This is a genomic window from Pseudomonas sp. Ors-4-3C (assembly GCF_055755035.1).
Genome location: NZ_CM146900.1, coordinates 4,023,177 through 4,047,668, shown reverse-complemented (window position 1 = coordinate 4,047,668; position 24,492 = coordinate 4,023,177). Strand labels below are relative to the sequence as shown.

General features: G+C 60.5%; 23 protein-coding genes. 16 read left to right on the top strand and 7 right to left on the bottom strand.

The genetic code is table 11. The features are described 5' to 3' along the window. Window positions 1-53: 53 nt before the first annotated feature. Window positions 54-572 (bottom strand): RNA polymerase sigma factor, encoded by a 519-nt coding sequence (locus tag ACVHNU_RS18275; protein ID WP_027612557.1) that lies wholly within the window; start codon window positions 570-572, stop codon window positions 54-56. Window positions 573-763: 191 nt separating this feature from the next. After that, window positions 764-1,765: a type I glyceraldehyde-3-phosphate dehydrogenase gene (gap, locus tag ACVHNU_RS18270; protein WP_473018004.1), complete on the bottom strand. Its 1,002-nt coding sequence runs from the start codon at window positions 1,763-1,765 to the stop codon at window positions 764-766. 220 nt (window positions 1,766-1,985) lie between these two features. Here gap and edd point away from each other — a divergent pair, with 220 nt between their 5' ends. The 11 genes from edd (at window position 1,986) to ACVHNU_RS18215 (ending at window position 15,783) form a co-directional block, all read left to right on the top strand. Then, window positions 1,986-3,812, top strand: coding sequence for a phosphogluconate dehydratase (gene edd / locus ACVHNU_RS18265; RefSeq protein ID WP_003227464.1), 1,827 nt, complete (start codon window positions 1,986-1,988; stop codon window positions 3,810-3,812). Beyond that, window positions 3,809-4,768, top strand: coding sequence for a glucokinase (locus ACVHNU_RS18260; protein WP_226499544.1), 960 nt, complete (start codon window positions 3,809-3,811; stop codon window positions 4,766-4,768). Before edd ends, ACVHNU_RS18260 begins: the two co-directional genes overlap by 4 nt. Window positions 4,769-4,946: 178 nt before the next feature. Continuing rightward, window positions 4,947-5,678, top strand: a complete 732-nt coding sequence (locus ACVHNU_RS18255; RefSeq protein ID WP_003227460.1) for a response regulator — start codon at window positions 4,947-4,949, stop codon at window positions 5,676-5,678. After that, complete coding sequence (locus ACVHNU_RS18250) at window positions 5,668-7,137, top strand: ATP-binding protein (RefSeq protein ID WP_400498440.1); 1,470 nt, start codon at window positions 5,668-5,670, stop codon at window positions 7,135-7,137. The genes ACVHNU_RS18255 and ACVHNU_RS18250 overlap by 11 nt, the downstream gene beginning before the upstream one ends. A 218-nt stretch (window positions 7,138-7,355) precedes the next feature. After that, complete coding sequence (locus ACVHNU_RS18245) at window positions 7,356-8,612, top strand: D-mannose isomerase (protein WP_473018003.1); 1,257 nt, start codon at window positions 7,356-7,358, stop codon at window positions 8,610-8,612. Window positions 8,613-8,730: 118 nt separating this feature from the next. Next, complete coding sequence (locus tag ACVHNU_RS18240) at window positions 8,731-10,032, top strand: ABC transporter substrate-binding protein (RefSeq protein ID WP_262142138.1); 1,302 nt, start codon at window positions 8,731-8,733, stop codon at window positions 10,030-10,032. A 153-nt stretch (window positions 10,033-10,185) separates the two neighbouring features. Then, window positions 10,186-11,094 (top strand): carbohydrate ABC transporter permease, encoded by a 909-nt coding sequence (locus ACVHNU_RS18235; RefSeq protein WP_003227452.1) that lies wholly within the window; start codon window positions 10,186-10,188, stop codon window positions 11,092-11,094. Continuing rightward, complete coding sequence (locus ACVHNU_RS18230; RefSeq protein ID WP_003227450.1) at window positions 11,087-11,932, top strand: carbohydrate ABC transporter permease; 846 nt, start codon at window positions 11,087-11,089, stop codon at window positions 11,930-11,932. The genes ACVHNU_RS18235 and ACVHNU_RS18230 overlap by 8 nt, the downstream gene beginning before the upstream one ends. A gap of 2 nt (window positions 11,933-11,934) precedes the next feature. Next, a complete protein-coding gene (locus ACVHNU_RS18225) occupies window positions 11,935-13,095 on the top strand; it encodes an ABC transporter ATP-binding protein (RefSeq protein ID WP_027612564.1) in 1,161 nt (386 codons plus the stop codon). A 196-nt stretch (window positions 13,096-13,291) separates the two neighbouring features. Beyond that, on the top strand, window positions 13,292-14,641 hold the full coding sequence (locus ACVHNU_RS18220; RefSeq protein ID WP_103486264.1) for a carbohydrate porin: 1,350 nt from the start codon (window positions 13,292-13,294) through the stop codon (window positions 14,639-14,641). 287 nt (window positions 14,642-14,928) lie between these two features. Then, on the top strand, window positions 14,929-15,783 hold the full coding sequence (locus tag ACVHNU_RS18215) for a D-hexose-6-phosphate mutarotase (protein ID WP_007969321.1): 855 nt from the start codon (window positions 14,929-14,931) through the stop codon (window positions 15,781-15,783). 137 nt (window positions 15,784-15,920) lie between these two features. On the opposite strand, the gene ACVHNU_RS18210 is transcribed toward ACVHNU_RS18215, so the two are convergent. Beyond that, a complete protein-coding gene (locus ACVHNU_RS18210) occupies window positions 15,921-16,781 on the bottom strand; it encodes a MurR/RpiR family transcriptional regulator (RefSeq protein WP_169842436.1) in 861 nt (286 codons plus the stop codon). A 226-nt stretch (window positions 16,782-17,007) separates the two neighbouring features. On the opposite strand from ACVHNU_RS18210, the gene zwf reads away from it, so the two are divergent. From zwf to ACVHNU_RS18190, 4 genes are all read left to right on the top strand, one after another. Next, window positions 17,008-18,474 (top strand): glucose-6-phosphate dehydrogenase, encoded by a 1,467-nt coding sequence (zwf, locus tag ACVHNU_RS18205; RefSeq protein WP_003227440.1) that lies wholly within the window; start codon window positions 17,008-17,010, stop codon window positions 18,472-18,474. Continuing rightward, a complete protein-coding gene (gene pgl / locus ACVHNU_RS18200) occupies window positions 18,461-19,174 on the top strand; it encodes a 6-phosphogluconolactonase (RefSeq protein WP_003227435.1) in 714 nt (237 codons plus the stop codon). The genes zwf and pgl overlap by 14 nt, the downstream gene beginning before the upstream one ends. A 17-nt stretch (window positions 19,175-19,191) precedes the next feature. Beyond that, window positions 19,192-19,857 carry a bifunctional 4-hydroxy-2-oxoglutarate aldolase/2-dehydro-3-deoxy-phosphogluconate aldolase gene (locus tag ACVHNU_RS18195; RefSeq protein WP_003227433.1) on the top strand — a complete coding sequence of 222 codons (666 nt, stop codon included), beginning with the start codon at window positions 19,192-19,194 and terminating at the stop codon, window positions 19,855-19,857. A gap of 161 nt (window positions 19,858-20,018) precedes the next feature. Then, window positions 20,019-20,744 carry an intradiol ring-cleavage dioxygenase gene (locus ACVHNU_RS18190; RefSeq protein WP_473018001.1) on the top strand — a complete coding sequence of 242 codons (726 nt, stop codon included), beginning with the start codon at window positions 20,019-20,021 and terminating at the stop codon, window positions 20,742-20,744. A 4-nt stretch (window positions 20,745-20,748) separates the two neighbouring features. Here ACVHNU_RS18190 and ACVHNU_RS18185 read toward each other — a convergent pair whose 3' ends face one another. Both ACVHNU_RS18185 and ACVHNU_RS18180 read right to left on the bottom strand, forming a co-directional pair. Beyond that, window positions 20,749-21,930, bottom strand: coding sequence for an aminotransferase class V-fold PLP-dependent enzyme (locus ACVHNU_RS18185; protein WP_003227427.1), 1,182 nt, complete (start codon window positions 21,928-21,930; stop codon window positions 20,749-20,751). Window positions 21,931-21,958: 28 nt separating this feature from the next. Then, complete coding sequence (locus ACVHNU_RS18180; protein ID WP_473018000.1) at window positions 21,959-22,195, bottom strand: DUF3820 family protein; 237 nt, start codon at window positions 22,193-22,195, stop codon at window positions 21,959-21,961. A 206-nt stretch (window positions 22,196-22,401) separates the two neighbouring features. On the opposite strand from ACVHNU_RS18180, the gene ACVHNU_RS18175 reads away from it, so the two are divergent. Then, complete coding sequence (locus ACVHNU_RS18175; RefSeq protein ID WP_103522061.1) at window positions 22,402-22,869, top strand: ferritin-like domain-containing protein; 468 nt, start codon at window positions 22,402-22,404, stop codon at window positions 22,867-22,869. Window positions 22,870-22,997: 128 nt separating this feature from the next. On the opposite strand, the gene ACVHNU_RS18170 is transcribed toward ACVHNU_RS18175, so the two are convergent. Both ACVHNU_RS18170 and ACVHNU_RS18165 read right to left on the bottom strand, forming a co-directional pair. Then, on the bottom strand, window positions 22,998-23,468 hold the full coding sequence (locus tag ACVHNU_RS18170) for a MaoC family dehydratase (protein ID WP_003227420.1): 471 nt from the start codon (window positions 23,466-23,468) through the stop codon (window positions 22,998-23,000). Window positions 23,469-23,511: 43 nt separating this feature from the next. Continuing rightward, on the bottom strand, window positions 23,512-24,456 hold the full coding sequence (locus ACVHNU_RS18165; protein WP_473017999.1) for a lysophospholipase: 945 nt from the start codon (window positions 24,454-24,456) through the stop codon (window positions 23,512-23,514). Window positions 24,457-24,492: the final 36 nt, after the last annotated feature.

Genomic DNA, 24,492 nt, shown 5'->3' with positions numbered 1-24,492 from the left:
AGCCCGATGATCAGTGCAGTCGATCCTTTGGATGACAGCAAACGCCTTTAGCCTCAGTCGCCATTCAAACGCTCGGCGACACCGATGCAGATCGACATGATCAGCTTGAGTTCCTTCTGCACGGTGCTGAGGGACACATTCAGCTCGTCGGCGATTTCCTGGTAGCTGTGCCCGTGCAGGCGGCTGAGGATGAAAATCTGCTGCTGACGCGGGCTGAGTTGACTGAGGCTCACGTTCAGGCGCTCCAGCAATTGTTCGGCGTGGGCGGCGTCTTCGGCGCTGCTGGCGGGGGCGGCGACGCTGTGCACCACGTCCTGCGGCACGTCATCGACCATGGTCCGCGAATGGATCTTGCGCGCGCGCAGATGATCCAGCGCCAGATTGCGCGCGGTCTGGAACACGAAGGGTTCAAGGTGATCGATGGCGCGCTCGCTCAGCGCCCGCGTCACGCGCAGGTAGGTTTCCTGCAACAGGTCTTCGGCGGTGCTGTGGTTGTTGACCATGCGCTCGATCGTGCGCAGCAGGGACGTGCGCTGAGAGAGAAAGACATGATTGAAGCGCGATTGACTCACGGGGGAACCTGATCCATTTCGAGCGAATGATAATGCTTATCATCCAGTCGAGTGGTCAAGTGTTGATTTCAGACTGAAATCAAAAACCTGTGGGAGCGGGCTTGCTCGCGAATGCGGTGGGTCAGTCGATACATCAATTGCCTGACACGACGCCTTCGCGAGCAAGCCCGCTCCCACATGGGGGAAGGGGATTATTCCGCGTTGCAGAGCGCCAGGCAGTTATCCAGCATGCGGTTGGAGAAGCCCCACTCGTTGTCGTACCACGCCAGCACCTTCAGCAGTTTGCCGCTGACTTTGGTGTGGTTGGCGTCGAAGATCGACGACAACGGGTTGTGGTTGAAGTCGCTGGAAACCAGCGGCAACGTGTTGTAACCGAGAATTTTCGAGTGCTGGCTGGCAGCCTTCATCAGTGCGTTGACTTCCTCGGCCGTGGCATCCTTCTTCAACTGCACCGTCAGGTCCACCAGCGACACATTGATCACCGGCACCCGCACGGCCATGCCGGTCAGTTTGCCCGCCAGTTCCGGCAGCACCAGGCCTACCGCTTCGGCGGCGCCGGTCTTGCTCGGGATCATGTTCTGCGTGGCCGAACGCGCGCGGTACGGGTCGGTGTGGTAGACGTCGGTCAGATTCTGGTCGTTGGTGTAGGCATGAATGGTGGTCATCAGACCGCTTTCAATGCCCAGTTCGCGGTGCAGCACCTGCGCCACCGGCGCCAGGCAGTTGGTGGTGCACGAAGCGTTGGAGATGATCTGGTGCGACTGGCGCAGAATGTCGTGGTTGACGCCGTAAACGACGGTGGCGTCGGCGCCCTTGGCCGGGGCCGAGATGATGACTTTGCGGGCGCCGGCAGTAAGATGCGCAGCCGCTTTGGCGCGGTCGGTGAACAGACCGGTGCATTCGAACACTACGTCGATTTTTTCCGCCGCCCATGGCAGGTCGGCCGGGTTGCGAATCGCGCTGACCGAAATACGGTCGCCATTGACCGTCAGGCTCTCATTGTCATGGGCCACTTCGGCGTCGAATGTGCCGTGAACGGTGTCGTATTTGAGCAGATGGGCATTGATCGAGCTGTCGCCCAGATCATTGATGGCGACGATCTGCAAATCCTGTCGATAGCCTTGGGTATACAGTGCGCGCAGGACATTACGGCCGATGCGGCCAAAACCATTGATTGCGATTCGAAGAGTCATTGAACAGCGCCGCCGTCGTTTTGTTGTTGGAATTACAAGATTATTCGCATAAAAATAGAAAACAAGCCTTTTTAGTGGCAATATTTTGTTTTATCTACAACGAGTGACCTGAATCAACTGGTCCGAATGGTCAAAAAAACCGTCTGTCATTCCAACAACAACGGCGTTTGATCAGCATAGACAATCAGGTCGCCACATCCGTTAGCCTGGAGTTCTACACATGCATCCCCGCGTTCTTGAGGTCACCGAACGGCTTATCGCCCGCAGCCGCGCCACGCGCCAGGCTTACCTTGCACTGATTCGCGGTGCCGCGACTGACGGCCCGATGCGCGGCAAGCTGCAATGCGCCAACTTCGCCCACGGCGTGGCCGGGTGTGGCAGCGAAGACAAGCACAGCTTGCGGATGATGAACTCGGCGAACATCGCCATCGTTTCTTCGTATAACGACATGCTCTCGGCGCACCAGCCGTACGAAGTCTTTCCCCAGCAGATCAAAAACGCCTTGCGCGAAATCGGTTCGGTCGGCCAGTTCGCCGGCGGTACGCCAGCGATGTGCGATGGCGTCACCCAGGGCGAGCCGGGCATGGAGCTGAGCCTGCCGAGCCGCGAAGTGATCGCCATGTCCACGGCGGTGGCGCTGTCGCACAACATGTTCGACGGCGCGCTGATGCTCGGCATCTGCGACAAGATTGTGCCGGGCCTGATGATGGGCTCCCTGCGTTTCGGCCATCTGCCGACGATTTTCGTTCCGGGCGGGCCGATGGTCTCGGGAATTTCCAACAAGGAAAAAGCCGACGTGCGGCAGAAGTACGCCGAAGGCAAGGCGACCCGCGAAGAGCTGCTGGAATCGGAGATGAAGTCCTACCACAGCCCGGGCACCTGCACCTTCTACGGCACCGCCAACACCAACCAGTTGCTGATGGAAGTCATGGGCCTGCACTTGCCGGGCGCGTCGTTCGTCAACCCGAACACCCCGCTGCGTGATGCCCTGACCCGCGAAGCCGCGCATCAGGTCACGCGTCTGACCAAACAGAACGGCAACTTCATGCCGATCGGCGAAATCGTCGACGAGAAGGCGCTGGTCAACTCGATCGTCGCGCTGCACGCCACCGGCGGCTCGACCAACCACACCCTGCACATGCCGGCCATCGCCATGGCCGCTGGCATCCAGCTGACCTGGCAGGACATGGCCGACCTCTCCGAAGTCGTGCCGACCCTGAGCCACGTCTACCCGAACGGCAAAGCCGACATCAACCACTTCCAGGCCGCTGGCGGTATGTCGTTCCTGATCCGTGAGCTGCTTGAAGCAGGCCTGCTGCACGAAGACGTCAACACCGTGCTTGGCCACGGTCTGAGCCGCTACACCAAAGAGCCGTTCCTCGATAACGGTGAGCTGGTGTGGCGCGAAGGCCCGATCGAAAGCCTCGACGAAAACATCCTGCGCCCGGTCGCCCGTGCATTCTCGCCGGAGGGCGGTCTGCGGGTGATGGAAGGCAACCTTGGTCGCGGGGTGATGAAAGTCTCCGCCGTGGCGCTGGAAAACCAGATCGTCGAAGCCCCGGCCATGGTGTTTCAGGATCAGCAGGACTTGGCCGATGCGTTCAAGGCCGGTTTGCTGGAGAAAGATTTTGTCGCGGTCATGCGCTTCCAGGGCCCGCGCTCCAACGGCATGCCGGAACTGCACAAGATGACGCCGTTCCTCGGCGTGCTGCAGGATCGCGGCTTCAAAGTCGCGCTGGTCACCGACGGACGCATGTCCGGCGCGTCGGGGAAAATCCCGGCGGCGATTCACGTCAGCCCCGAAGCTTATGTCGGTGGTGCTTTGGCGCGGGTGCAAGAGGGCGATATCATCCGCGTCGATGGCGTCAAAGGCACTTTGGAACTCAAGGTCGACGCCGCCGAATTTGCAGCGCGTGAACCTGCCAAAGGCCTGTTGGGCAACAACATCGGCAGCGGTCGCGAACTGTTTGGCTTCATGCGTTTGGCCTTCAGCTCGGCGGAGCAGGGCGCCAGCGCCTTCACTTCTGCCCTGGAGACGCTTAATTGAAACTGGCTTTGGTCGGTGATATCGGAGGCACCAACGCGCGGTTCGCGTTGTGGAAAAACCAGCAACTGGAATCGGTTCAGGTGCTGGCGACAGCCGACCACGCCAGCCCGGAAGAGGCGATCAGCCTCTACCTGAGCGGCCTCGGTCTGGCGCCGGGTTCGATCGGTTCGGTGTGCCTGTCGGTGGCTGGGCCGGTGAGTGGTGATGAATTCAAGTTCACCAACAACCACTGGCGCCTGAGCCGCACGGCGTTCTGCAAGACCTTGCAGGTCGAGCAACTGCTGCTGATCAACGACTTCTCGGCGATGGCGCTGGGCATGACCCGTTTGCAGCCCGGCGAATTCCGCGTGGTCTGCGAAGGCACGCCGGAGCCGTTGCGCCCGGCGGTGGTGATCGGTCCAGGCACTGGCCTGGGCGTTGGCACCTTGCTCGATCTGGGCGAAGGGCGGTTTGCCGCGTTGCCGGGGGAGGGCGGTCATGTTGACCTGCCGCTGAGCAGCCCGCGTGAAACCCAGCTGTGGCAGCACATCCACAACGAGATCGGCCATGTCAGCGCTGAGACCGCACTGAGCGGCGGCGGTTTGCCGCGAGTCTACCGTGCGATCTGCGCAGTGGACGGACATGAACCAAAGCTTGATACGCCGGAAGCAATCACCGCAGCCGGTCTGGCCGGTGACCCGATTGCGCTGGAAGTGCTGGAGCAGTTCTGCTGCTGGCTCGGTCGTGTGGCCGGCAACAACGTGCTGACCACCGGTGGTCGTGGCGGCGTGTACATCGTAGGCGGGGTGATTCCGCGCTTTGCCGATTTCTTCGTCAACAGCGGTTTCGCCCGCAGCTTTGCCGACAAGGGCTGCATGAGCGATTACTTCAAGGGCATCCCGGTGTGGCTGGTGACAGCGCCGTATTCCGGGCTGGTGGGTGCCGGTGTGGCACTGGAGCAAGCAATCCCCGCCTGAAACACGATCCAATTGTGGGAGCGGGCTTGCTCGCGAAAGCGGGGTGTCAGTCACCATAGATGTCTCTGATACACCGCTTTCGCGAGCAAGCCCGCTCCCACAGTGGTTCTATGGTGTTTGCAAGTTCGATGCTTAAGGCATAATCCGCCCCAATTCCAACAACAAGGATGCCTTCGAAGTGAGCTCAGTCAACAAGTCGATATTGTTGGTCGATGACGACCAGGAAATACGCGAGTTGCTGGAAACCTACCTGACCCGCGCCGGGTTCCAGGTGCGGGCCACAGCCGATGGCGCCAGTTTTCGCCAGGCACTCAACGAGGCGCCCAGCGATCTGGTGATCCTCGATGTGATGCTGCCCGACGAAGACGGTTTCAGCCTGTGCCGCTGGGTGCGCCAGCATCCGCGTCAGGCGCAGGTGCCGATCATCATGCTGACCGCCAGTTCCGACGAAGCCGACCGCGTGATCGGGCTGGAGCTCGGCGCTGATGACTACCTCGGCAAACCCTTCAGTCCCCGCGAGCTGCAAGCCCGAATCAAGGCGCTGTTGCGACGTGCCCAGTTCGGTCAGGAGCGCAGCGGCAGCGACGTGCTGGCGTTCGACGAGTGGCGGCTGGACATGGTCAGCCATCGACTGTTCCACACCGACGGCGAAGAAGTGATTCTCTCCGGTGCCGACTTCGCGCTGCTGAAGCTGTTTCTCGACCATCCGCAGGAAATCCTCGACCGCGACACCATCGGCAACGCCACCCGTGGCCGCGACCTGATGCCGCTCGACCGGATTGTCGACATGGCCGTCAGCCGCTTGCGCCAACGTCTGCGCGACACGGAAAAACCGCCACGACTGATCCGCACCGTGCGCGGCAGCGGCTACCAACTGGCAGCCAATGTGGTTGCCGGCAATGGTCACTGAGTCGCTGCGCAGGCTCGCCAGCAAGGTCCCGGTGCCGCGTTCGCTGCTCGGGCGGATGCTGCTGTTGACCCTGTTGGCGGTGCTGTTCGCGCAGACGTTGTCGAGCGTGATCTGGGTCTCGCAACTGCGCGCCACCCAGCTCGAAGGCCTGGTCACCAGCGCCCGCAGCCTCGCTCATTCGATGACCGCCAGCGTCAGTTATTTTCGCTCGTTGCCGGTGGCGTATCGGCCGCTGGTACTCGACCAGTTGCGCAGCATGGGCGGCACCCGTTTTGTGGTGACGCTCAACGACAAGCCGCTGGGTATGGACGTGCTGCCGATCACCCCGCGCAAGGCGGCGGTGATCGAGGCCGTGGACGAAGTGCTGCGTCAGTCGCTGGGCCATGACACTGATATCTCGGTGACCTTCGTCAGCCCCGAGGATCTGCGGATCTTCAATGCCGGGCTGAAACTCGATGAGCTGCCGCGCTCGTGGGCGCATTACGCGTTGACCCTGGAACCGGTGAATCCGCCGGTGCTGGTGACGCAGATTCAGATGGCGCCGGGCGAATGGCTGTACATCGCATCGTTGTTGCCCGAACCCTACACCAGCCTCGAAGAGCAAGGCCTGCCGGCGCAGCAGGTGTGGTTCATCGTCCTTACCAGCGGCTTTTTGCTGCTGTTCATCGGCTTGCTGGTGCACTGGCAGAGCCGGCCGCTCAAGCGTCTGGCCCGGGCGGCGCGGGATCTGTCGCTGGGCGCCGATGTCGAGCCGGTGGCCGAGGGCGGCGGCAGTGAAGTGGTGGAAGTGGGCCGTGCGTTCAACACCATGCGCGAGCGCATCAGCCGTTACCTGACCGAACGCAGCCAGTTGTTCAGCGCGATTTCCCATGACCTGCGCACGCCAATCACTCGTCTGCGCCTGCGCGTCGAACTGCTCGAAGACGAGACGCTGCAAGCCAAGTTCGGTCGCGATCTGGATGAACTGGAGCTGCTGGTCAAAGGCGCGCTGCAATGTGTGAAAGACACCGACATCCACGAGAACATCGAGCCGGTGGATCTCAATCATGTGCTCGATTGTCTGGTGGAGCCGTATCTGGCGCCCAACGGCAATGGCCGCGTGACCCAGCAAGGCAAGGCGCTGGCGGCGTATCCGGGCAAGCCTCTGGCGTTGAAGCGCTGCATCGGCAACCTGATCGACAATGCGCTGAAGTACGGGCAGAACGCGCATCTGCACATCGATGACGATGAGCGCGCGTTTGTCCTGCACGTCGACGATGAAGGCCCGGGCGTGCCGGAGCAGCGCTTGGAGCAGGTGTTCGAGCCGCACTTTCGCCTGGCCGGGCAGCAGCAGGGTTATGGGCTGGGCCTGGGCATTGCGCGCAACATCGCTCACAGCCATGGCGGTGAAGTGACGTTGCAGAATCTGCGTGAGGGTGGGTTGCGGGTGACGTTGCAGTTGCCGCGCAGTGTTGACTGATACCACCCCTGTGGCGAGGGAGCTTGCTCCCGCTGGACTGCGCAGCAGGCCGTCTTTTGGGTGCCGCTTCGCGCCACAGCGGGAGCAAGCTCCCTCGCCACAGGTTTCACTTCTGATCTATGTCACAGGCTGGTGACAAAACCCGCCCCCTTCGTTACAAGCCCACCGCGGCCCGTTGTTTAGACTCCCCGCAGTCATAACAACAAAAAAGGCCACCTATGGATTTCCACCCAGGCTTCAGCAGTTGGCTGAACGCCCCGGCTCACCAGCAATGGCTCGCCGACGAAGGCCTGCGTCTGCTGGCATTCGCCAAGGCTTCCAGACTGCCCGAAGGTTTCGGCAACCTCGACGAGCGCGGCCGTTTGCCGGCGAACGCGCAGGCCGAAACCATGAACACCGCGCGCATGACCCACAGTTTCGCCATGGCCCATATTCAGGGGCTGCCGGGGTTTGCCGAACTGGTCGATCACGGCATCGCGGCGTTGCGCGGGCCGCTGCGGGATGCGCTGCACGGTGGCTGGTTTGCGGTCGCCGAACATCGCGACGGCAACACCGGCAAGAACGCCTATCTGCATGCTTTCGTTGCGCTCGCGGCCAGTTCTGCGGTGGTTGCGCAACGTCCCGGCGCCCAGGCGCTGCTGGATGATGCGATCGACATCATCGACACCTATTTCTGGAGCGAAGAAGAGGGCGCGATGCGCGAATTCTTCAATCGCGACTGGCGCGAAGAAGAAGCCTATCGCGGCGCCAACAGCAACATGCACGCCACTGAAGCATTCCTCGCGCTGGCCGATGTCACCGAAGACCCGCGCTGGCTGGTGCGTGCGCAACGCATCGTCGAGCGAGTGATTCACGGTCACGCCGCCGCCAATGGCTACATGGTCATCGAACACTTCGATCGCGACTGGCAACCGCTGCGCGAGTACAACCACGACAATCCCGCCGATGGCTTCCGCCCTTACGGCACCACGCCGGGCCACGGTTTCGAGTGGGCGCGGCTGTTGCTGCACCTCGAAGCGGCGCGGGTCCAGGCCGGGATGCTCACGCCGGGCTGGCTGGCGACCGATGCGCAAAAACTCTTCGAACAGAACTGCCGAAACGGCTGGGACGTCGATGGCGCCCCGGGGATCGTCTACACCCTCGACTGGGACAACAAAGCCGTTGTGCGTCACCGTTTGCACTGGACCCATGCCGAGGCCAGCGCCGCCGCCAGTGCCTTGCTCAAACGCACTGGCGATCAGCAATACGAAATCTGGTACCGCCAGTTCTGGGAATTCTGCGAGATGTATTTCATCGATCGCTGCGACGGCAGCTGGCATCACGAACTCGATCCGCAGAACCGCCCGAGTGCCGATATCTGGGCCGGCAAGCCGGATCTGTATCACGCCTGGCAAGCAGTGCTGATTCCTCGTCTACCCTTGTCACCGAGTATGGCAACGGCTCTGGCGCAATTATCTCGGTCCGTTCCTGTGTAACCATGTGGTGACATTTGCGCGTCCCTTCGTTACCTGCGGGGGGAAACGCCCTGTTTAAACTCCTGTGCAGCGCAAGCACCAGACTTGCATGCATAACAACAAGAAAGGTACATCTCAGATGAATGCGATTTCTCGCCTCGCTACTGTCATTTCTGTCGCCTCCCTGTTCCCGCTCGCAATTCTGCCCCTCAGTGTGTCCGCTGCCGAATCCAAAGGTTCGGTCGAAGTCGTGCACTGGTGGACGTCTGGTGGCGAAAAAGCCGCTGTCGATGTGCTCAAGGCCCAAGTCGAAAAAGACGGCTTTACCTGGAAAGACGGCGCTGTCGCCGGCGGTGGCGGTGCCACGGCCATGACCGTACTGAAAAGCCGTGCGGTTGCCGGCAACCCGCCGGGCGTCGCCCAGATCAAAGGCCCGGACATTCAGGAGTGGGCCTCCACCGGTCTGCTCGACACCGACGTCCTGAAAGACGTGGCCAAAGAAGAGAAGTGGGACAGCCTGCTCGACAAGAAAGTCTCCGATACCGTGAAGTACGACGGTGATTACGTGGCCGTACCGGTGAACATTCACCGCGTGAACTGGCTGTGGATCAACCCGGAAGTCTTCAAGAAAGCCGGCATCACCAAAAACCCGACCACCCTCGAAGAATTCTACGCCGCTGGCGACAAGCTCAAGGCTGCGGGCTTCATCCCGCTCGCCCACGGCGGTCAGCCTTGGCAGGACAGCACCGTGTTCGAAGCCGTGGTGCTCTCGGTCATGGGCGTTGATGGTTACAAGAAAGCCCTGGTCGATCTGGACAACAAAGCGCTGACCGGTCCGGAAATGGTCAAGGCGCTGACCGAGCTGAAGAAAGTCGCGACCTACATGGACCAGGACGGCAAAGGCCAGGACTGGAACCTGGAAGCGGCCAAAGTCATCAACGGCAAGGCCGGCATGCAGATCATGGGTGACTGGGCCAAGTCCGAATGGACCGCCGCCAAGAAAGTCGCCGGCAAGGATTACGAGTGCGTAGCCTTCCCGGGCACCGACAAGGCGTTCACCTACAACATCGACTCCCTGGCGGTGTTCAAGCAGAAAGACAAAGGCACTGCGGCTGGTCAGCAGGACATCGCCAAAGTGGTGCTGGGTGAAAACTTCCAGAAAGTCTTCAGCATCAACAAAGGCTCGATCCCGGTGCGTAACGACATGTTGAACAACATGGACAAGCTCGGTTTCGACTCCTGCGCGCAGACCGCTGCCAAGGACTTCCTGGCAGACGCCAAGACGGGCGGCCTGCAGCCGAGCATGGCGCACAACATGGCGACCACGCTGGCGGTGCAGGGCGCGTTCTTTGATGTGGTGACCAACTACATCAACGACCCGAAAGCCGATCCGGCCGATGCGGCCAAGAAGCTGGGCGCGGCGGTTCAGTCGGCCAAATAAGCATCAGCACCGCAGCCCCTGTGGGAGCGAGCTTGCTCGCGAAAGCGGAGTGTCAGGCAATCGCAATATCAACTGACAGGACGCCTTCGCGAGCAAGCTCGCTCCCACAAGGGGAAAGCGTGTGAATTTTCTACCCTCGTACTGGATTTCCCCATGAGTTCTGTTGCTGTGTTCAGCAAAGCCTCGCCGTTCGATGCACTGCAGCGCTGGCTACCGAAACTGGTGCTGGCGCCGAGCATGTTCATCGTGCTGGTGGGCTTCTATGGCTACATCCTGTGGACGTTCGTGCTGTCGTTCACCACCTCGACGTTTCTGCCTAACTACAAGTGGGCCGGGCTGGCGCAATACGCCCGGCTGTTCGACAACGATCGCTGGTGGGTCGCGAGCAAGAACCTCGCGGTGTTCGGTGGCATGTTCATTGGCATCACCCTGGTGATCGGCGTGCTGTTGGCGGTGTTCCTCGACCAGCGCATCCGTCGCGAAGGCTTTATCCGCACCATTTACCTGTACCCGATGGCGCTCTCGATGATCGTCACCGGTACCGCGTGGAAATGGCTGCTCAACCCGGGCATGGGCCTGGACAAATTGTTGCGTGACTGGGGCTGGGAAGGCTTCCGTCTGGATTGGCTGATCGACCCGGATCGTGTGGTGTACTGCCTGGTGATCGCTGCTGTGTGGCAAGCCTCGGGCTTCATCATGGCAATGTTCCTCGCCGGCCTGCGTGGCGTTGATCAGTCGATCATCCGTGCCGCACAGATCGATGGCGCGAGCATGCCGACCATCTACTGGAAAGTGGTGCTGCCAAGCCTGCGTCCGGTGTTCTTCAGTGCGGTAATGATTCTGGCGCACATCGCGATCAAGAGCTTCGACCTGGTCGCGGCGATGACGGCGGGTGGCCCGGGTTATTCCTCCGACCTGCCGGCGATGTTCATGTATTCCTTCACCTTCAGTCGCGGCCAGATGGGCATGGGCTCGGCCAGTGCGATTCTGATGCTCGGTGCGATTCTCGCGATCATCGTGCCTTACCTGTACTCCGAGCTGAGGACCAAGCGTCATGACTAGTCTTGCTGCCAAACCCGCCTTCAGCCTGAGTCGCGTCGCGATCTACGCGGTGCTGATCCTCGCGGTCCTGCTGTACCTGATTCCGCTGGTGGTGATGCTGCTGACCAGCTTCAAGACCCCGGAAGACATCAGCACCGGCAACCTGCTGAGCTGGCCGACCGTGGTCAGCGGCATCGGCTGGGTCAAGGCCTGGGCCACGGTTGACGGTTACTTCTGGAACTCGATCAAGATCACCGTGCCGGCCGTGGTCATCTCCACCGCCATCGGCGCGCTGAACGGTTACGTGTTGTCGATGTGGCGCTTCCGTGGTTCGCAGCTGTTCTTCGGTCTGCTGCTGTTCGGCTGCTTCCTGCCGTTCCAGACCGTGCTGCTGCCAGCGTCGTTCACCCTCGGCAAGATGGGCCTGGCCAGCACCACGACGGGGCTGGTGTTCGTCCACATAGTCTATGGTCTGGCGTTTACTACGCTGTTCTTCCGTAACTACTACGTGAGTATTCCCGATGCGCTAGTGAAGGCTGCGCGTCTGGATGGCGCGGGTTTCTTCACGATTTTCCGGCGGATCATTCTGCCGATGTCGACCCCGATCATCATGGTCTGCCTGATCTGGCAGTTCACCCAGATTTGGAACGACTTCCTGTTCGGTGTGGTGTTCTCCAGCGGTGATTCGCAACCGATCACGGTGGCGCTGAACAACCTGGTCAACACCAGCACCGGGGCCAAGGAATACAACGTGGATATGGCAGCGGCGATGATCGCCGGCCTGCCGACCCTGCTGGTCTATGTGGTCGCAGGCAAGTATTTCGTGCGCGGGCTGACGGCCGGCGCAGTCAAGGGGTAATCATGGCAACGCTCGAACTTCGCAACGTCAACAAGACCTACGGTGCCGGCCTGCCGGACACCCTGAAGAACATCGAACTGTCGATCAAGGACGGTGAGTTCCTGATCCTGGTCGGCCCGTCGGGCTGCGGCAAGTCGACCCTGATGAACTGCATCGCCGGCCTCGAGACCATCACGGGTGGCGCGATCATGATCGGCGATCAGGACGTCAGCGGCATGAGCCCGAAGGATCGTGACATCGCCATGGTGTTCCAGTCCTACGCGCTGTACCCGACCATGAGCGTGCGCGAGAACATCGAGTTCGGTCTGAAAATTCGCAAGATGAGCCAGTCGGCGATCGACGAAGAAGTCGCGCGCGTGGCCAAGCTGCTGCAGATCGAACACCTGCTCAACCGCAAGCCGGGTCAGCTCTCCGGTGGTCAGCAACAGCGTGTGGCGATGGGCCGGGCACTGGCGCGTCGGCCGAAGATCTATCTGTTCGACGAACCGCTGTCCAACCTCGACGCCAAGCTGCGCGTCGAGATGCGCACCGAAATGAAACTGATGCACCAGCGCCTGAAAACCACCACGGTCTACGTGACCCACGACCAGATCGAAGCGATGACCCTGGGTGACAAAGTGGCGGTGATGAAGGACGGGATCATCCAGCAGTTCGGCACGCCGAAAGAGATCTACAACGACCCGGCCAACCTGTTCGTGGCGAGCTTCATCGGTTCACCGCCGATGAACTTCATTCCGCTGCGCCTGCAACGCAAGGACGGTCGTCTGCTGGCGCTGCTCGACAGCGGCCAGGCCCGTTGCGAGTTGCCGATGAGCATGCAGGACGCCGGTCTTGAGGATCGCGAAGTGATCCTCGGCCTGCGCCCGGAACAGATCGTTCTGGCAAACGGCGAGGGCAATGGCCTGCCGAGCATCAAGGCCGAAGTGCAGGTCACCGAACCGACCGGTCCGGACACCCTGGTGTTCGTCAACCTGAATGAAACCAAGGTCTGCTGCCGCCTGGCACCCGACGTGGCACCGCAGGTGGGCGAGACTCTGACACTGCAATTCGATCCGTCGAAAGTGTTGTTGTTCGATGCCAAGACTGGCGAGCGTCTGGGCGTTGCGGGTCAGGCGCAGACCGAAGCGCGGTCGGCGAACGTGGCGCAATTCAAGGGTCGCTGAAGATCAAAAATGTGGGAGCGGGCTTGCTCGCGAAAACGGAGTGTCAGGCAGCACATATGGCGACTGAGATGACGCCTTCGCGAGCAAGCCCGCTCCCACAGGGGAAAAGTGGTGTTCGGCCTGTCGTTCGCCGCACTTTTTATGTAAACCACGTTGGAAAAAAACAGTTAATAACAATAAAGACGAGGATGTAGGGATGAAAAAGAAACACGTCAATGCCCGGTTGATCTGCCAAGTGTCAGCTGCGGCGGCATTGGTGCTGGCCGGCAATGCAATGGCTGACGATGCATTCAGCTCCGATTCGAAATGGATGACCGGCGACTGGGGTGGCGAGCGTACCAAGCTGATCGAGCAGGGTATCGACATCAAGATGGACTATGTCGGTGAAGTTGGCGGCAACCTGCACGGCGGCTACAACGACGACAAGACTGCACGTTACAGCGATCAGTTTGGTCTCGGCGCGGCGCTGGATCTGCAGAAACTGCTCGGCTGGGATAACACCCAGGCGAAGATCCAGCTGACCAATCGTAATGGCGAAAACATCTCCAACGACCGTGTTGGCGATCCGCGTGCCGGCACCTTGTCGTCCTCGCAGGAAGTCTACGGTCGTGGCCACATGGTGCGTCTGACCCAGTTGTGGATTCAGCACCAGTTCTTTGACAACAAGCTCGACGTCAAGGCCGGTTACTTCGGCGAAGGCGAAGACTTCAACACCTTCCCGTGCGACTTCCAGAACCTGGCGTTCTGCGGTTCGCAGGTCGGTAACTGGGCGACCAACATCTGGTACAACTGGCCAGTCAGCCAGGCCGCGATCCGCGTCAAGTACAACATCAACGACGAGCTCTACGCGCAGATCGGTGCGTACAACCAGAACCCGTCGCAACTGGAACACGGCAACGGCTTCAAGCTCAGCGGCAGCGGTACTGCCGGTACCGTATTGCCCGTCGAGCTGGTCTGGTCGCCGAAGGTCAACAGCCTGCCGGGCGAATACCGTATCGGTTACTACAAGAGCACGGCTGACGCCAACGACGTACTCAAAGACGCCAACGGCAATGACGCGGCAACCACCGGTGACGCTTACCGTGTACACAGCAGCAAACACGGCTACTGGTTCGTCGCGCAACAGCAACTCACCAGCCATAACGGTGATGCCTCGCGCGGTCTGAACATTGCGGCCAACGCCACGTTCCACGACAAGGACACCAACTTCATCGACAACTACCAGTCGGTGATGTTTGTCTACAAAGGCCCGTTCGACGCGCGTCCGAAGGATGACGTCGGCATCGGCGCGGCGCGTATCCACGTCAACGATGACGTGAAGAAAAACGCCGAACTGCTGAACGCTTCCAACGGTGTTTCGGACTACGACAATCCGGTGTTCTCGCCGATTCGTGATACCGAATACAACTACGAGATCAACTACGGCTTCCACGTCACCAACTGGCTGACGGTGCGTCCTAACCTGCAGTACATCACTCACCCGGGTGGTGTTGATGCAGTGGACAACGCTTTGGTCGCTGGCCTGAAAATTCAGTCGGTGTTCTAACGCGTCTGCGATAAGCTCCTCTCTATGTGCGCATATTTGCGGACAGCCAAGGCTGTCCGCTTTTTTTTGCGACACTCGTATACAAGGTTTGTGTCGTACCCATTTGTGGCGAGGGAGCTTGCTCCCGCTCGGCTGCGCAGCAGTCGTAAATCCTGATGATGAGGTTTAAATGACACACCGCAGTGAAAGGTTTCGGGGCCGCTTCGCAGCCCAGCGGGAGCAAGCTCCCTCGCCACAAGAGCAATGTGGATTGTTGAGTACACCCATGATTTTCAGGACCGTGGCCAATGCATGAGCATCCGCTGCAACGCTTCTTCAAATCCCTGCGCGAACGACCGGTGTTTGCCTGGGAGCGCTATCAGATGCGCGATGTGCTGGTGATCGACCATCCGCTGTGTCAGGCGGTGTTCAGTCGCCAGGGCGCGCAGTTGCTGCACTTTCAGCCACGCGGGCAGAAACCGTGGTTGTGGTGCGCGGCGAAGTGGCCGCACGTTGGCGCCATTCGTGGCGGCGTGCCGGTGTGCTGGCCGTGGTATGGCCGCCATCCGAGCGAAAACGCCTGGCCATCCCATGGCTGGGCACGACTGCTCGACTGGAAGCTGCTCGACAGCAGCAGCGCCGAAGATGGCGTGCGCCTGCACTGGCAATTGCAGTTGTGCGACTGGCAGGTCGACCTGCACGCGCACCTCGGTGAACGCATGGAATTACGCCTGAGCACCGAGCATCAGGACGACATGCCGTGCCAGTTGAGCCAGGCTTTGCACGCTTACTGGCGTATTGGCGATGTCGGTGAGATAGCGCTGTCTGGCCTCGAAGGCGCGCAAGGTTACGACCAGTTGAGCCGCCAGTCCTGCCAGCAGGAAGGCGAGTTGCGCGTCGATGGTGGTTGTCAGCGGGTGTTCCAGCACGACGGCGAATTGCAGCTCAAGGATCACGCTTGGCAGCGCGAGTTGTGCATCGATACCGGTGACAGCGGAGACACCGTGGTCTGGCATCCCGGCTCGCGACCGCTGTTGGGCGTGAGTTGGGATGAAGTGACGGAGTTTGTCTGTGTCGAAGCGGCGGCGGGGGGCACCGACAGCCTGCATCTGGCGCCGGGGGAGAAGGCGCATTTGAGTTTGCAGGCGTGGGCTGCGGCCTAGATTTGTGGTGAGTCGGCTGACGCCTTCGCGAGCAAGCCCGCTCCCACAGTAGATGGCATTCCAATTGAAGGAACCCGATCACCTGTGGGAGCGGGCTTGCTCGCGAAGAGGCCGGATCAATCAGCCTAAATTCTGGATCAGTTGAACTCGTCACCCACCGGATACCGGCTCGCATTCAAGCTCTCTTTGATCTTGCGCAGATGCGGCTGGAAATCCACCCCACGGCGCAAGGTCATGCCGGTCGCCAGCACATCCAGCACGGTCAACTGAATGATCCGCGAGGTCATCGGCATATAGATGTCGGTGTCTTCCGGCAGCGGAATGTTCAGGCTCAGGGTGCTGGCCTTGGCCAGCGGCGAATTCTCGGCGGTCAGGCCCAGCACCGAAGCGCCGTTCTCCCGGGCGATGCGCGCCACTTCCACCAGCTCGCGGGTGCGGCCGGTATAGGAAATGATCACGAACAGCTCACCGGTGTGCGCCACCGAAGCAATCATCCGCTGCATCAGCACATCCGCATGGGCGGTGACGGCGAGGTTGAAACGGAAGAACTTGTGCTGCGCATCCAGCGCCACCGGCGCCGAAGCGCCGAGGCCGAAGAAGTGAATCTGTCGGGCCTGAATCAACAGGTCGACGGCGCGGCTGATCAGGTTCGGATCGAGCGCCTGACAAGCACTGTCCAGCGAAGCGATGGCGCTGCCGAAAATCTTCTGCGTGTAGGCCTCGGGATTGTCATCGGCCTCCACCGCGCGGCTGACATATGCCGCGCCACTGGCCAGGCTTTGCGCCAGTTGCAGCTTGAGTTCAGGGTAGCCGCTGACACCGAACGAACGGCAGAAGCGGTTGACCGTCGGCTCGCTCACCGATGCGGCCTGGGCGAGGGCGGCGATGCTGAAGCGGGTGGCCTGCTGCGGGTTGAGCAGGATCACCTCGGCGACTTTGCGTTCGGCCTTGTTCAGCTCTTCAAGGCGACTCTGGATCTGTTCCAGTAAATTTCGCACGCGGTCCATATGGAATTCCTAATTCACCTGCGCAAAGGTGCGCCGGGCTATGCAAATTGGGCCTTTGATATGGCCCGTAACGGTGGCCTATCCTACTGATGGCTCCGACCGACCACCACTCGGAATCTGTATTTTGCGAAAATGTTGTGGTTATTACTACATTTTCCCTTGAGTGATGCCTTGAAAAAAGGTATTTGTAGCTTAACTTGATAAAAGAACAAACATCATGCCTTCGATTACGGTTGAACCGTGCACCTTTGCCTTGTTCGGCGCTCTGGGCGATCTGGCCCTGCGCAAGCTGTTTCCTGCCCTCTATCACCTCGATGGCGCCGACCTGTTGCACGAAGACACGCGCATCATCGCGCTGGCCCGTGAACCCGGCTCTGAGCAGCAGCACATGGCGTTCATCGCCGCCGAATTGCGCCGTTACGTCGGCAAAGAGCTGGACGAGGCCGTGGCCGAGCGCTTTCTGGCGCGCCTGAGCTACCTGCACGTCGACTTCCTCAAGGCTGAAGACTATGTGGCGCTGGCCGAAGCCGCCGGCACCACGCAACGCATGATTGCCTACTTCGCCACACCAGCAGCGGTGTACGGCGCGATCTGCGAGAACCTGGCGAAAGTCGGTCTGGCAGAAAACACCCGTGTGGTGCTGGAAAAGCCGATCGGCTCCGATCTGGAATCCTCGCGCAAAGTGAACGACGCCGTGGCGCAGTTCTTCCCGGAGAACCGCACCTACCGCATCGACCACTACCTGGGCAAAGAGACCGTCCAGAACCTGATCGCCCTGCGTTTCGCCAACAGCCTGTTCGAAACCCAGTGGAACCAGAATTACATCTCCCACGTGGAAATCACCGTGGCCGAGAAGGTCGGCATCGAAGGCCGTTGGGGCTATTTCGACAAGGCCGGCCAACTGCGCGACATGATCCAGAATCACCTGTTGCAGCTGCTGTGCCTGATCGCCATGGACCCGCCGGCCGACCTGTCAGCCGACAGCATCCGTGACGAAAAGGTCAAAGTGCTCAAGGCGCTGGCACCGATCAGCCCGGAAGGCCTGACCACTCAGGTAGTGCGCGGCCAGTACATCGCCGGCCACAGCGAAGGCAAATCCGTTCCGGGTTACCTCGAAGAACCGAATTCCAACACCCAGAGCGACACCGAAACCTTCGTCGCCCTGCGTGCCGACATCCGCAACTGGCGCTGGGCCGGCGTGCCGTTCTACCTGCGTACCGGCAAGCGCATGCCGCAGAAGCTGTCGCAGATTGTCATCCACTTCAAGGAACCGTCGCACTACATCTTTGCGCCGGAACAACGTCTGCAGATCAGCAACAAACTGATCATCCGTCTGCAACCGGACGAAGGCATTTCCTTGCGTGTGATGACCAAGGAGCAGGGCCTGGACAAGGGCATGCAACTGCGCAGCGGGCCGCTGCAACTGAATTTCTCCGACACCTGGCGCAGCGCACGGATCCCCGATGCCTACGAGCGGTTGTTGCTGGAAGTGATGAACGGCAATCAGAACCTGTTTGTCCGTAAAGATGAAATCGAAGCCGCGTGGAAGTGGTGTGACCAGTTGATCGCCGGCTGGAAAAAATCCGGTGACGCGCCCAAGCCGTATGCGGCCGGGTCGTGGGGGCCGATGAGCTCGATTGCACTGATCACGCGGGACGGGAGGTCGTGGTATGGCGATATCTGATGTGAAACTGCCTGCGGGCGTGCACGCTCACCCATTCAAGAGCCCGGTGCTGTTGGCTGAAGGTCTGGCGCTGAATGTCGCCAAGCAGCTGAGCGATGCCATCGCTGCACGCGGCAACGCGGTGCTGGTGGTCTCTGGCGGTCGCAGTCCGGTGGCGTTTTTCCAGCACCTGGCCAAGCAGGAGCTGGACTGGTCGAAGGTCGTCGTGACCCTTGCCGACGAGCGCTGGGTGCCGGTGGAGCATGCCGACAGCAATGCCGGCCTGCTCAAGCAGTATCTGCTCAAAGGGCCGGCGGCCAAGGCAACGTTCTTAAGCCTTTATAGCGCGGCGGCCAACGTCGAGCAGGCTGCGGAGCACGCCGATCGGCTGCTGGCCGAGTTGCCGCCGATCGACGTGCTGGTGCTGGGCATGGGTGATGACGGTCACACCGCGTCGCTGTTCCCCGACAGCCCGAACCTGACCGAAGCCTTGCAGATCGACGGCACTCGTCGCTGCTGGCCGATGCTGGCGCCGAGCGTGCCGCGTCAACGCCTGACCATGAGCCGCGCGCTGCTGGCTTCGGCAAAGCACAAGATTCTGTCGATTTCCGGTCAGTCGAAACTGACCACCCTGAATGCCGCGCTGGCATCCGACGACGTCGCGGCCATGCCGGTACGCGCGTTTCTGCAACCTACGTTAGAGATTTACTGGTGCCCATGAGCCAAGGATCAGCCGCTATGAAAAATCCATCCCCGACCGTTTCCATGGCGGACAAAGTTGCCCTGATCGACAGCCTCTGCGCCAAGGCGCGGATCCTGCCAGTGATCACCATCGCCCGTGAACAGGACGTGCTGCCATTGGCCGACGCGCTGGCCGCCGGTGGCCTGACCGCGCTGGAAGTGACCCTGCGTTCGCAGTTCGGGCTCAAGGCGATCCAGATCCTGCGTGAACAGCGTCCGGAGCTGGTGACCGGTGCCGGCACCGTACTGGATCGCAACATGCTCGCGGCGGCAGAAGCGGCGGGTTCGCAGTTCATCGTCACCCCGGGCATCACCCGTGACCTGCTCGAAGCCAGCGTCGACAGCCCGATTCCGCTGTTGCCCGGCATCAGCAACGCCTCCGGCATCATGGAAGGCTATGGCCTGGGTTATCGCCGCTTCAAGCTGTTCCCGGCGGAAGTCAGCGGCGGCGTGGCAGCCATCAAGGCCCTCGGCGGCCCGTTCGGCGAAGTGAAATTCTGCCCGACCGGTGGCGTCGGCCCGGCCAACATCAAGAGTTACATGGCGCTGAAAAACGTCATGTGCGTGGGCGGCAGCTGGATGCTCGATCCCGAGTGGATCAAGAACGGCGATTGGGCGCGCATTCAGGAATGCACCGCCGAGGCCCTGGCGCTGCTGGACTAAACGTTTTACCTGACACTTCGTTGTGTGTTCTACGGCTTTACGGTGCGCTTGGTCGGTGCACCGTTTTTTTTTGCCCCGAGAAATGGCGCGATACATAGTTACCGCACTGCGGCGCTCGTGCACCGTTAATCTGCGTTCTCTTATGGAAGAGAGAACGCGTCATGGAACGAGATACTTCAACCGCACCGTCATCATCGATCTATCAGTTGGCCCCCGAACAGATCGCCGGGCCGTATTTCCGCAATCCAAAACTGCTGCGTCGCAACATCAGCGAAGGCGCCGAAGGGCTGCCCTTGCTGTTGCGCCTGAGCATCGTCGACGCGATGACCGGCGAGCCGGTGAGCGGGGCGCTGGTGGACATCTGGCACTGCAATGCACGGGGCGCCTATTCGGGTTGGAGCCGGATCAATCCGGATCTGGAGGTCGATTCCGATGCCGTCGGTTCAGTGCCGCGTACCGACAATGACACCTACCTGCGCGGCAGCCAGTTCTGCGATCAACAGGGACGGGCACGATTCACCACGATCTATCCGGGGTTCTATGCCGGGCGAGCGCTGCACATTCATGTGGCAGTGCGCATTGTCGCCGGCACTGAATTTCTGGCGGAGCGCAACGTGGCCTGGGTCGGCCAGCTGTATTTCCCCGAAGTGGTATCACGCTCGGTGCTCAATGCCCGGGACTATCGCGGGCGTGCCTCGGCACCCTTGAACAACGCCGATGACAGCTACTACAGCAACATGGGCGGCGAAGATTCGACGCTGACCGTGTGGCCGATCGGCCGAGACTCTCACGAGGACGGTTTCTTCGGCCACCTGACCATCGGCATCGACACCTTTGCCGCCTCGTCGCAGATCAAACCCGAGGACTTCGACAAGTACACCGTGTGAGCGATCAGCGCAGTTCGTTGAGCGCGCGGGTCAGCAACTGCATGTCATCGGCGGTGGTGGTCAGTCCCGGGGTGATGCGGATGCTCGGCCCGCTCGCTGCGCCGTTGCGCACCACAGTGAACAGGTTGTACTCGTTGAGCAGGCGCTCGACCATTGCCTGTTGATCGGCGTGGCGAGTGAAACGCATCGAGGTGATCCCGCAATACAGGCGCGGATCGTCCGGGGTCATGACCTCGATCCCTGGCAAGTGCCGCACCGCGCTGACCCACAGGTTGCGCAGGTAATTGAGCCGTGCGCCTTTGGCTGCGGCGCCCCCGAGTGAACGGTGCTCCTCGAATACCAGCGGCAGGGTCATCAGTGCCGGAATGTTCGGCGTGCTGTACGGTGTGCGCGCGCGGATATCGCTGGCGGGGAAGTGCATTTCGCCCATGTCCGGGTCGATGTCGGCCAGCCGCTGTGGCGCGATGTACAGAAAGCCCAGGGTCAGCGGTGCGCCGATCCACTTGTGCAGGTTGAAGCCGGCGAAGGCGATGCCCATTGCTTCGAGATTGAAGTCGATCTGGCCGAGGGCGTGAGCGCCGTCGAGGATGATGTCCACGCCGTGTTGTTTCGCCAGCGCGGCGATGGCCTGCACCGGCATCACCAGCCCGGTGCGGTGGGTGACGTGGGTCAGGGCCATCAGTTTGAGTTTCGGATAGCGGATGAAGGTTTCGCGGTAGCTGTCCAGCAGACTGTCGAAACTGGCCGGATGCGCATGGTTGATCTCGATCACATCGACGCCGCGATGCCGCGCCAGCCAGCGCATGGCGCCTTTGACGGTGTCGTATTCCAGGTCGCTGATCAGCACCTGATCGCCGGGTATCAGGCGATTGTAATTACGGATCAGCGACTGCAGCGCATCGCTGGCGTTGCGGGTGAAGGCCACGCTCTGCGCGCGCACGCCGATCAACTCGGCCAGTTGCGCACGGATGTCGAGGCTGTCGTACTGTTCAAAACGTTGGCGCACATACACCGAGTTGCTGGTGTTGATCATTTCGATGTTGCGCTGGTAGTCCTCGATCACCGTGCGCGACATGCGTCCGAAGTAACCGTTCTCCAGGTTCAGCGGGCCGGTCTGCGCTTCGTAGCGATCGGCGAAGGTTTGCCAGAAAGCTTCGTCACGGGCGCGGCGGGTGTTGTCAGGCATGGTCGAGGCTCTGGGGGAGGAGGGCGCTTCAGTGGCGCGGGGCAGGTTTGCCGTGTTTGGCGCGTAGCGGTTCGAGCAGGTCCGACAGGCCGTTATGGTCGATTTCCTGCATCAGCGCCAGCAGTCCGCCGAGTTCGCCGTGAGGAAAGCCTTCGCGGGCAAACCAGTTCAGATAAGGCTCTGGCAGGTCGGCAATGATCCGGCCCTTGTACTTGCCGAAGGGCATTTCACGGGTGATCAGTAGTTCAAGCTTTTCAGGATTCATCAGTGGCAATCATCTGGGGTCGAAACAGTCTGGAAAATACAGGCATTCTGCATGCAGGCCAAATGACAGTTCATGCAAATAACCGTGATACAGATAGTTCAACTATCTTTAAGTTGTTGATTTTTAAGTGATATTTATTTTTGAAAAAGCTGGCACGCACACTGCAATAACTCTTGCATCTTCAACCAACCGCAAGGAATTGAAAAATGACTGACATGAATAAAGAAGCCATCTCTGTACTGAACGACCTGATCGAAACCTGCAAAGACGGTCAGGAAGGGTTCAAGACTTGCGCTGAAGACATCAAGCATCCAGAACTGAAAACCCTGTTCGTGACCCGTTCTGCCGATTGCGCGACTGCCGCCGCTGAACTGCAGGCTGAAGTACGTAAACTGGGCGGTGATCCGGAAACTTCCACCAGCGTCAGCGGTGACCTGCACCGTCGCTGGGTCGACGTCAAAGCCATGTTCACGGGCAAAGATGAAGAAGCGGTGCTCAACGAAGCCGAGCGCGGTGAAGACCATGCGCTGAAGGCTTATCGTGAAGCCATCGAGAAAATCAACAAGCACAGCCTCGTGGGTATTCGTGACCTGGTCGAGCGTCAGTACCACGGCGTACAACGCAATCACGACCAAGTGAAAGCCCTGCGTAACCAGGCTCGCGCTCGTTCGTAAGCCACGCTGGGAAAACTGTGGGAGCGGGCTTGCTCGCGAAAGCGCTGTGTCATGCAACGATGATGTTGCTGACATAACTGCTTCGCGAGCAAGCCCGCTCCCACTTTTGTTTTTTGTGTACCTGATGATCAGCCGATGCTGATCGCCGGCAGAGTCGGCAGGGTCACGGTCTGTTGTTTACGCGGCGCCAGAATTTCGGCCTCGCCATCCACTACCAGTTCATCACGCTGGTTGAACACGCGAGTGGCGATGCGTACGCGAAACTTCGGCAGCTTCTCGAGGATTTCCAGGCGCACGGTCAGGGTGTCGCCAATTTTCACTGGCTTCTGAAAGCTCATCTGCTGACCGATGTAGATGGTGCCCGGCCCAGGCAGTTCGCACGCCACAGCAGCGCTGATCAGCGCACCGCTGAACATGCCGTGGGCGATACGCTCCTTGAACATGCTGGCCGCGGCGAACTCGGCATCCAGGTGCACCGGGTTGTGGTCGCCCGACATCGCGGCGAACAGCTGAATGTCGCGCTCTTCGACGGTCTTGCTATAGCTGGCGGTCTGGCCGACTTCGAGGGCTTCGTAAGGGATGTTGGTAACCTGGGTCATCGGTCTTGATTCCTGTGACGGATTAAAGTGAATCCACAAAAAATTATTCGCTGCGTTGAGGGCGACGATGGCTCAAGGCCTGTTTGATCCAGGCCAGCACATCGGCAATCACTTCGTCGCGATTGGTTTCATTGAACAATTCGTGCCGCGCCTGCGGGTAGATCTGCAGTTGCAGGTTCTGGCTGCCGGCCGAGCGCAACGCCTCGGCCAGATCTGTCAGACGCTTGCCTTCGCTCACCGGATCACATTCACCGCCGATTACCAGCAGCGGCAGGCCCGGGTCGATCTGGGCGAGATTGGACGCTTTGCTGATCTGCTGCAAGCCACCGAGCAAGTCGATCCATAACTGATTGGTGCAGCGAAAGCCGCACAGCGGATCGGCGACGTACTTGTCGACCTCGACCGGGTCGCGGCTCAGCCAGTCGAACGGCGTGCGCGCCGGTTTGAATTTTTTGTTGAACGAGCCGAATGACAACCACTCGATCAGCGCACTGCGGCCCTTGTCGCCCTGGCGCAGTTTCTCGAAACGGGCGATCTGCCGCGCCGCACCGTACAACGCCACTGGCTGGAAATTCGAACCGCTGAGAATCGCCCCGTGCAGGCTGGCGCTGTGATGCAGCAGGTAACCCTGAGCGATGTAGCTGCCCATGCTGTGTCCGAGCAGAATGATCGGCACGTCGGGATGCTGCTGGCCGATATGCTGATTGAGGCTGGCCAGGTCGCCAATCACCTTGCACCAGCCGTCGTCATCGGCGAAATGCCCGAGCGTCCCGTGTTCGGCGGTTTTGCCATGGCCACGCAGGTCCGGGGCGTATACCCCGTAGCCTTGCTCGCAGAACGCATTCGCCAGTCGCTCGTAGCGAGCACTGTGTTCGGCCATGCCGTGGGCCAGCAGGATCACCGCTTTCAATGGCGCGGATGGCAGCCACTGGTTGACGTACAGGCGGCTGCGGTCACTCGCGTCCAGCCAGAAGGCGTGGTGGATCATGGCAATTCCTTTTATCGAGCGGCAACGGCCCGCAGT

Bases quoted from the DNA above. Each gene is read 5' to 3' on its own strand.
- gap (WP_473018004.1), bottom strand. From the start codon at position 1,765: ATGACTCTTCGAATCGCAATCAATGGTTTTGGCCGCATCGGCCGTAAT.
- edd (WP_003227464.1), top strand. From the start codon at position 1,986: ATGCATCCCCGCGTTCTTGAGGTCACCGAACGGCTTATCGCCCGCAGC.
- ACVHNU_RS18250 (WP_400498440.1), top strand. From the start codon at position 5,668: ATGGTCACTGAGTCGCTGCGCAGGCTCGCCAGCAAGGTCCCGGTGCCG.
- ACVHNU_RS18245 (WP_473018003.1), top strand. From the start codon at position 7,356: ATGGATTTCCACCCAGGCTTCAGCAGTTGGCTGAACGCCCCGGCTCAC.
- ACVHNU_RS18240 (WP_262142138.1), top strand. From the start codon at position 8,731: ATGAATGCGATTTCTCGCCTCGCTACTGTCATTTCTGTCGCCTCCCTG.
- ACVHNU_RS18235 (WP_003227452.1), top strand. From the start codon at position 10,186: ATGAGTTCTGTTGCTGTGTTCAGCAAAGCCTCGCCGTTCGATGCACTG.
- ACVHNU_RS18230 (WP_003227450.1), top strand. From the start codon at position 11,087: ATGACTAGTCTTGCTGCCAAACCCGCCTTCAGCCTGAGTCGCGTCGCG.
- ACVHNU_RS18225 (WP_027612564.1), top strand. From the start codon at position 11,935: ATGGCAACGCTCGAACTTCGCAACGTCAACAAGACCTACGGTGCCGGC.
- ACVHNU_RS18220 (WP_103486264.1), top strand. From the start codon at position 13,292: ATGAAAAAGAAACACGTCAATGCCCGGTTGATCTGCCAAGTGTCAGCT.
- ACVHNU_RS18215 (WP_007969321.1), top strand. From the start codon at position 14,929: ATGCATGAGCATCCGCTGCAACGCTTCTTCAAATCCCTGCGCGAACGA.
- zwf (WP_003227440.1), top strand. From the start codon at position 17,008: ATGCCTTCGATTACGGTTGAACCGTGCACCTTTGCCTTGTTCGGCGCT.
- pgl (WP_003227435.1), top strand. From the start codon at position 18,461: ATGGCGATATCTGATGTGAAACTGCCTGCGGGCGTGCACGCTCACCCA.
- ACVHNU_RS18195 (WP_003227433.1), top strand. From the start codon at position 19,192: ATGAAAAATCCATCCCCGACCGTTTCCATGGCGGACAAAGTTGCCCTG.
- ACVHNU_RS18190 (WP_473018001.1), top strand. From the start codon at position 20,019: ATGGAACGAGATACTTCAACCGCACCGTCATCATCGATCTATCAGTTG.
- ACVHNU_RS18185 (WP_003227427.1), bottom strand. From the start codon at position 21,930: ATGCCTGACAACACCCGCCGCGCCCGTGACGAAGCTTTCTGGCAAACC.
- ACVHNU_RS18180 (WP_473018000.1), bottom strand. From the start codon at position 22,195: ATGAATCCTGAAAAGCTTGAACTACTGATCACCCGTGAAATGCCCTTC.
- ACVHNU_RS18175 (WP_103522061.1), top strand. From the start codon at position 22,402: ATGACTGACATGAATAAAGAAGCCATCTCTGTACTGAACGACCTGATC.
- ACVHNU_RS18170 (WP_003227420.1), bottom strand. From the start codon at position 23,468: ATGACCCAGGTTACCAACATCCCTTACGAAGCCCTCGAAGTCGGCCAG.
- ACVHNU_RS18165 (WP_473017999.1), bottom strand. From the start codon at position 24,456: ATGATCCACCACGCCTTCTGGCTGGACGCGAGTGACCGCAGCCGCCTG.